Here is an 8,173-nt window from a genome sequence, read left to right on the forward strand (position 1 = left end):
TATGAATCAACCACTAGCATACGTACATCCGCAAGCAAAAATTGCTAGAAATGTAGTAATAGAGCCTTTTACCACCATACATTCTAATGTCGAAATCGGCTCAGGAACTTGGATTGGTTCTAACGTTACTATCATGGAAGGAGCTCGTATAGGTAAAAACTGTAGAATTTTCCCAGGTGCTGTAATATCTGCAATTCCTCAAGATTTAAAGTTTGATGACGAGGAAACAACTGTTGTAATTGGTGATAACGTAACCATTAGAGAGTGTGTTACTATCAATAGAGGAACGTCAGATAGAATGAAAACCGTAATTGGAGACAATTGTTTAATAATGGCATATTGTCATATTGCACACGATTGTTTTGTTGGCGAAAATTGTATTTTTTCAAACAATACTACCTTAGCAGGGCATGTAACCGTAGGAAGTAACGTGGTGTTAGCAGGTATGGTTGCTGTACATCAATTTGCATCAATAGGAAATCACGCATTTGTAACAGGAGGTTCTTTAGTTCGTAAAGATGTACCGCCGTATGTAAAAGCAGCTCGTGAGCCGTTATCTTATGTAGGAATAAATTCTGTCGGTTTACGCAGACGAGGATATTCTATCGAAAAAATTAGAGAAATTCAAGATATATTTAGAATCTTATTCCAGAAAAACTTTAATAATTCACAAGCGATTGATATTATAGAAGCTGAAATGGAGGCAACTTCAGAACGCGATGAAATTATTCAATTTATAAAAAATTCGCACCGTGGAATTATGAAAGGATATTTTAAATCAAATTAATTATAAAAATTAAACTGCAACTAATTAGTAGTTTATATTAATACATTACACAATGGCTACAACATCAGATATTAAGAACGGATTATGTATGAGATACAACAACGACATTTATAAAGTTGTTGAATTTTTACATGTAAAACCAGGAAAAGGACCAGCGTTTGTAAGAACAAAATTAAAAAGTGTAACCAACGGTAAAGTTGTTGATAATACGTTTCCTTCAGGAAGAAAAATTGACGACGTTAGAGTTGAAACACATAAATTTCAATATTTATATAAAGAAGGTGAAACGTTTCACTTTATGAACCAAGATGATTACAATCAAATTACTTTAGAAAAAAGTGCTTTAGATTCACCTGAATTAATGAAGGAAGGAGAGGTTGTAACTATTATTATTAATGCTGAAGATGACATGCCATTATCAGTAGATATGCCAGCAAGTGTAATTTTAGAAGTTACTCACACCGAGCCAGGTATAAAAGGAAATACCGCTACAAACGCAACAAAACCAGCAACGGTTGAATCAGGAGCAATTGTAAATGTGCCATTATTTATCAACGAAGGCGATAAAATTAAGGTAGAAACTACCAAAGGAACGTATCAAGAACGTGTTAAAGCATAAATTTATTCCCACTTCGGTGGGAATTTCTTTTTTAGAATGAAATTTAAAAATATACAAACTTTAAAGCAAATAGCTACTTTATTAGAAGTAGAATTTGTGGGAGATGAAAACTTCCCTATAAAAGGAGTTAATGAAATTCATGTAGTAGAAGATGGTGATATTGTTTTTGTTGATCATCCTAAATATTATGAAAAGGCATTAAAATCGGCAGCAACTACCGTTTTAATTAATAAAAAAGTGGATTGCCCAGTAGGAAAAACATTATTAATTTCCGATGATCCGTTTGCTGATTTTAATAAAATAACCAAACATTTTAATCCGTTTATAGCATCGAAAGAATGTATTTCTGAAAGTGCTATTATAGGAGAAAATACTATTATTCAACCAAATGTTTTTATAGGCGATGATGTTCTTATCGGTAAAAATTGTTTGATTCATCCGAATGTAACTATTTATAGCAATACGATTATCGGTAATAATGTTACCATTCATGCAAATACTGTTTTAGGAGCGGATGCTTTTTATTATAAAAATAGAGCAGAAGGTTTTGATAAATTGTTATCAGGCGGAAAAGTAGTTATAAAAGATAATGTCGATTTAGGAGCTTCTTGTACTATTGATAAAGGAGTTACAGGAAATACCACTATTGGCGCAGGAACAAAAATAGATAACCAAGTACATGTTGGTCACGATACTGTTATTGGTAAAAAATGTTTAATCGCATCGCAAACAGGAATTGCAGGGTGTGTTATTATTGAAGATGAGGTAACTATTTGGGGGCAAGTAGGTACAAACAGCGGAATTACCATAGGTAAGGGCGCTGTAATACTTGGTCAAACAGGGGTTACAAAATCGGTAGAAGGCGGTAAATCGTATTTTGGAACACCCGTTTCAGAATCGAGAAGTAAGCTAAAAGAATTAGCAGAAATAAAACGCTTTTTAAAAGAACAAAAAAAGAAATAAAAGTTTCACAAATCAATTACAAAAAACTATTTTTGTAAAGCTTAATAAATAAAAATATACCATGAGTGTTTTAGTAAATAAAGATTCAAAAATTATAGTTCAAGGTTTTACAGGAAGTGAAGGTACTTTTCACGCTGGTCAAATGATCGATTACGGAACAAACGTCGTAGGAGGTGTAACACCAGGTAAAGGAGGACAAGAGCATATAGGTAAACCAGTTTTTAATACAGTTGACCAAGCTGTACAAAAAGTAGGAGCAGATACTTCTATTATTTTTGTACCACCAGCATTTGCTGCTGATGCTATTATGGAATCTGCTGAAGCAGGAATTAAAGTAATCATTTGTATTACTGAAGGAATTCCTACAGCTGATATGGTAAAAGTAAAGTCTTATATCGATCAATTAGATGATTGTAGATTAGTTGGTCCTAACTGTCCAGGAGTAATTACTCCAGATGAAGCAAAAGTTGGTATTATGCCAGGTTTTATCTTCAAAAAAGGAAAAGTTGGAATCGTTTCTAAGTCAGGAACTTTAACGTATGAAGCGGCTGATCAAGTTGTAAAGCAAGGATACGGAATTACAACTGCAATCGGTATTGGTGGAGATCCAATTATTGGAACTACTACAAAAGAAGCTGTTGAATTATTAATGAATGACGATGAAACAGAAGCAATCGTTATGATTGGTGAAATCGGTGGTAACTTAGAAGCAGAAGCTGCTCGTTGGATTAAAGCAGATGGTAACCGTAAGCCAGTTATTGGTTTTATCGCAGGTCAAACTGCACCAGCTGGTAGAACAATGGGGCATGCAGGTGCAATTGTAGGTGGTGATGATGATACTGCTCAAGCAAAAATGAAAATTTTAGCTGAAAATGGAGTACACGTTGTAGATTCTCCAGCTAAAATTGGTGAAATGGTTGCAAAAGTATTAAAAAATGTTTTAGCATAGTTTTTTAAAACTAAGTAAACAATATATCTAAAAAATCCGTTGAATTTAAATTCAACGGATTTTTATGCTTAAGCTATTTTTTTTAATGAAGCTGAGAGCCTATTTTAAATTTCATTTAAAAACATTTTATAGCTGAAAAATCGAATCCGTCAAACTGAATTTATTTCAGTTTCGCATTCTTATTTGCCGTAGTTCCTTGATTTATGCGATGCTGAAATAAATTCAGCTGACGTTTATATCTTAAAAAAAAATACTTTAGTTAAAATTTAAACAGCCTCTGAAATATTTTTATTCCATAGTTTCTTCATTGATAAAATCATATTCGTTATTTATTAGCTTATCTAAATAAGATTCAAAACTATTTGCAATTACTTTAAATTCATCAGGGTCGTGTAAAAAACGTATTATTTGTCCTTTGTTTCCTTTTTCTGATGGGCTAAAGTCTATAAATAATTGAGAAGTTCCACCGTTATTTACACAATCAGAAAAGTGAAGCCATTTAACTTCAGCTGCTTTATTGATGATTTTATCATCTATTGCTACGTGACTAAAATCTCTTTCAATATAATCTGAATAATAATTAACAGCTAAATTTGTGTTTTCTATAATTTCTTTAGAAGATAATAAATAATAAGGATACTCTTCAATATCAGATCCAAGAATAAAAAAAGTAATTTCTTCGCCTGTATAGGTTCTAAAATATGTTCCATCAACATATTCTAAAAGATTTATAAAAGTATCAGGAATATCATTATATATTTCTTTAAGTTTTTTAATATTATTTATAGTTGCACCATGTTTAATTTTTTCAAAATGCAACCATGTTTCAGCTGAATTATGATTAAAATAAGCCTTTTTGAGTCCTATTATATATTGATTTACTATCTTTTTCATTTTTATAAAAACAATTTACTCAGTTATAGCATCTGATTTTTTATAAATTTCTTTTAATTCTTCTATCGTTTCTTCGGATGGATTTTCCCATAAACCTCTTTGAATTGCCTCTAACATACGTTCCGACATATCTTTTAAAGCCCAAGGATTATGCTCTTCGATAAAAGCTTTATTATCATCATCAAACAAATATTTTTCTGTAATCTGCTGATACATAAAATCTTCAATTAAATTCGTTGTAGCATCATAAGCAAATAAATAATCCATGGTAGCAGCCATTTCAAAAGCGCCTTTATAGCCATGTTCTTGCATGCCTTGCATCCATTTTGGGTTTACAACTCTAGAACGAAATACTTTTAATAATTCTTCTTTTAAAGATTTTACCTTTGGATTATCAGGGCGAGAATGATCACCAAAATAAGTTTCAGGTTGCGATCCTTTTATAGTATTTACGGCAGCGGTCATTCCTCCTTGAAACTGATAATAATCATCAGAATCTAAAATATCATGTTCTCTATTATCTTGATTTTGCATGACAACTTCAATATTTGCCAATCGTTTTTTAAAGGTTTCATGTGCCGATTTTCCACTATTATTTTTACCTGAATATGCGTAACCACTCCAATTAATATAAGCGTTTGCTAAATCATCCGAAGTAGTCCAGTTTTTACCATCAATTAAACCTTGTAAACCTGCACCATAAGCTCCAGGTTTTGAACCAAAAACTCGATATAAAGCTCTTTCATTGGCTTGTTTTTCATCTAAACCTTCTTCTTGCCATTGTTTTTTTTCTTGTTCAAAACGCTTTTTTATAGGATTTTGTTCTGCTGTTTCATCCAAAGAAGCTACTTTTTCAATAGCCGAATTAAACAGCGAAATTAAATCAGGAAAAGCATCTCTAAAAAAACCAGAAATACGCAACATTACATCAACTCTAGGTCTTTTTAATTCTAAAGTAGAAAGTACTTTAAAATCTTTAACTCTTCGATTACTTCCTTGCCAAACGGGTTTTACGCCAATTAACGCCAAAGCTTGTGCAATATCATCGCCACTAGTTCGCATGGTAGAAGTTCCCCAAACCGATAAACCGATAGAAGTAGGATATTCTCCGTTTTCTTGTAAATAGCGATCAATAATATTTTGCGCACTTTTTTGTCCTATTTGATACGCAGTTTCAGAGGGAACAGTTCGCACATCAACAGAATAAAAATTTCTTCCCGTAGGTAAAATATCGATGCGTCCTCTTGTTGGCGCACCAGAACCTCCCGCAGGAATATAGTGTCCGTTTAAGCCTTTAATTAAATGGCTAATTTCATTACTTGTCTTGTGTAAAACAGGCACTGTATGTTGTTTTATATAAGTGATTATTTCTGTTGTATAATCGCCAATATTCTCAATTTCTTTGTTATTTAATAATTGATTTACGATGTTTTTGGCTTTATTTTCTAATAATTCGACAGCTTGTCCGAAAGTTCGACAATGAATTCCGAAAATATCTTTATCAAAAACATCAGAATAAACAACATTTATAGGGTCAAAATTAAGTTGTAAATCTTCGGATAAACATTGTGTAATTCCTTTTAAATTTCCTTGTGGCAATCGATGTAAGGCAACAATTAAATCGACTAATTTTTCTTGTCTTGGTAATTTTCCTAAAATATGTAAACCACCTCTAATTTGAGATTCTTTTAATTCACATAAATAACCGTCAATAACTTCTAATAAAGCATCAATATCTTTTCCATCTTGATTTAAATCTGATTTTAAATGCGTTTCATTTACTAAGTTTTCAATTTTAGTTTTAATTAGCGAAGCACGTTTTCTATCTACTAAAGCCGATTCGTAAAATTCATCAATTAAAAGTTCTAGTTTTAGTAAATCGCCATAATTTTCTGCCCGTGTCATTGGTGGAATTAAATGGTCTAATATAATGGCTTGATTTCTTCTTTTGGCTTGTGTTCCTTCGCCAGGATCATTAATAATAAAAGGATAAAAATGAGGAATTGCTCCTAAAATTGCAGCAGGAAAACAAGTTTCTTTGCTCAAAGCGACACTTTTTCCAGGCAACCATTCTAAATTTCCATGTTTACCAATATGTACTAAAGCATCAGCATTAAAGCTGTGTTGCAACCAAATATAATACGCCAAATAAGCATGCGGTGGCGGTAAATCGGGCGAATGATAACTTGCTTGTAAATCTAAATTATAACCTCTACTTGGCTGAATACTAATAAATATATTATCAGAAAGAAATCCTGGAATTAAAAAATAACTGTTTTTAGAATCTTCTTTATAATTAGGCGATTTTTCAGGATTTCCCCATTGTTTTTCTACTTTCTCACGAAGTTCTACAGATAATTGATTGTAGTATTTATAAAAAATACCGACATCTAACTTAATTGTTTGTCGTTCGTTTAAGCTGTTTATTGTTTCTAAATCGTTGGTTACAGAATTTGTTAGTTTATCTATAAGTTGATTTGTTGTTGTTGGAAAATCATCTGATAAGCTGTAATTTTCTTCGGATAATTTTGCTAATATTTGCAAGGTACTTTGTGGAGTGTCTAAACCAACACCGTTTGCTAAACGACTATTTTTATTCGGATAATTAGGTAAAACTAAGGCGATTTTTTTATCAGAATTATTTTTATTTTGAAGATTTATCCAATTTTTTGCCATTTTAGCAACAAATTCACAACCTTCAATATTTGGAATATAAGAAACAACTTCCGAATCGGTTAAAGCATCTTTTTCAATCGATTCTTTAAACGAAATAACTTTTGATATAATTTTTCCATCTACCTCGGGCAAGGCAATATTCATAGCAATATCAGTAGGAGGTAAGCCAAAATCGCCTTCTAACCAACTTTCACGATTACAACTACCCATGATTGCCTGAATAACAGGAACGTTAAAAACATCAAACAAACTTTGTGTAGTATCATGAAATCCTTGCACACTAAAACCAGTTGTATTTATAATAACTTGAGGTTTTTCTATGTGATGTGATTTAAGTAAATCAAAAATTTGTTGTTGAATATCTTGCTCACGATATCCTGCCGCCATTAATGCGATAGCTGAAATTCCTTCAGATTCTAAAGCATCAATAATACTGTGAATAGGAGCTAAATTATTAGATAAATAGTAGCTTCTATATCCAAAAATAATGGCTTGTTTTTGGGTGCTTTTGGGTTTTAAAGTAGTATAAATACCTTCTTTAGGATGATATAAAAATAAATCAGGAATCGTTTTAATAGTATTCGGAATTACTTTTGCATCGGTAATTCGATTGCTAATTAATTGCAATGCCGATTGACAATTTTCAATACCACCAGATTGAATGTATTTCCAAATAATATCCACCTCTTTTAAAGGAATATTTGACGATTGCATCAATTCTAAATCGGGTTTGTTATCACCAGGTAAAAACAGTAACTGAATATTATTTTCTTCACAACATTCAGTTACAGCTTCACAGAGATAATTGTAATATGCTTTTCCACCTAAAAGTTTAAGTACTACAATTTTTGCGGTCGCAATTACTTCATCAACATAGGTATCAATAGTTAATTCTTGCTTAAAATAACTAAGATTGGCAAACCTGAAAGAAGGCGTTTTTTCTACAGAATTATGTATTAATTTGTAGGCGTTATTCATCATAAATAAATCAGAATCTGCGGAAGATAAAAAAACAATATCTCCTGGAGATTGATCGATGTAAAACACTCCTTCATCGTTAGGATTCCAGCCTCCTGGTATGGTAGAAATTAAATGCACATTTTTAGTTTTTTAGTTAGATATATTACAATTAAATATTATCCCTTAATAAGGAAATCATTTTTTCAGATGGGTTTTTCCAATCTAATTGTCAGGGCAAACTCATACTTTAATATTTAAGACTTTTAATAGATATGCTTCATTCCAACCAGCTTTAAGTCTTTTTCCAGCAATACCTTGTTTCTCT

The 8,173-nt window shown here is 31.7% G+C and carries 6 protein-coding genes; 4 read left to right on the forward strand and 2 right to left on the reverse strand.

The genetic code is table 11. The features are described 5' to 3' along the window. Position 1: 1 nt before the first annotated feature. The 4 genes from lpxA (at position 2) to sucD (ending at position 3,318) form a co-directional block, all read left to right on the forward strand. Positions 2–787 carry an acyl-ACP--UDP-N-acetylglucosamine O-acyltransferase gene (lpxA, locus tag AQ1689_RS12230; RefSeq protein WP_101915556.1) on the forward strand — a complete coding sequence of 262 codons (786 nt, stop codon included), beginning with the start codon at positions 2–4 and terminating at the stop codon, positions 785–787. Between the two features lie 52 nt (positions 788–839). Further along, on the forward strand, positions 840–1,406 hold the full coding sequence (gene efp, locus AQ1689_RS12235) for an elongation factor P (protein ID WP_101915557.1): 567 nt from the start codon (positions 840–842) through the stop codon (positions 1,404–1,406). A gap of 36 nt (positions 1,407–1,442) precedes the next feature. Beyond that, a complete protein-coding gene (locus AQ1689_RS12240; RefSeq protein WP_101956257.1) occupies positions 1,443–2,369 on the forward strand; it encodes a UDP-3-O-(3-hydroxymyristoyl)glucosamine N-acyltransferase in 927 nt (308 codons plus the stop codon). A gap of 61 nt (positions 2,370–2,430) precedes the next feature. Beyond that, positions 2,431–3,318, forward strand: coding sequence for a succinate--CoA ligase subunit alpha (gene sucD / locus AQ1689_RS12245; RefSeq protein ID WP_101915559.1), 888 nt, complete (start codon positions 2,431–2,433; stop codon positions 3,316–3,318). Positions 3,319–3,606: 288 nt separating this feature from the next. Here sucD and AQ1689_RS12250 read toward each other — a convergent pair whose 3' ends face one another. Next, entirely contained in the window at positions 3,607–4,212 is a 606-nt protein-coding gene (locus AQ1689_RS12250) for an SMI1/KNR4 family protein (protein WP_101956258.1), read from the reverse strand. Between the two features lie 15 nt (positions 4,213–4,227). Beyond that, entirely contained in the window at positions 4,228–7,986 is a 3,759-nt protein-coding gene (gene cobN, locus AQ1689_RS12255) for a cobaltochelatase subunit CobN (RefSeq protein WP_101956259.1), read from the reverse strand. Positions 7,987–8,173: the final 187 nt, after the last annotated feature.

The organism is Tenacibaculum finnmarkense (assembly GCF_900239185.1).
Lineage (GTDB): Bacteria > Bacteroidota > Bacteroidia > Flavobacteriales > Flavobacteriaceae > Polaribacter > Polaribacter finnmarkensis.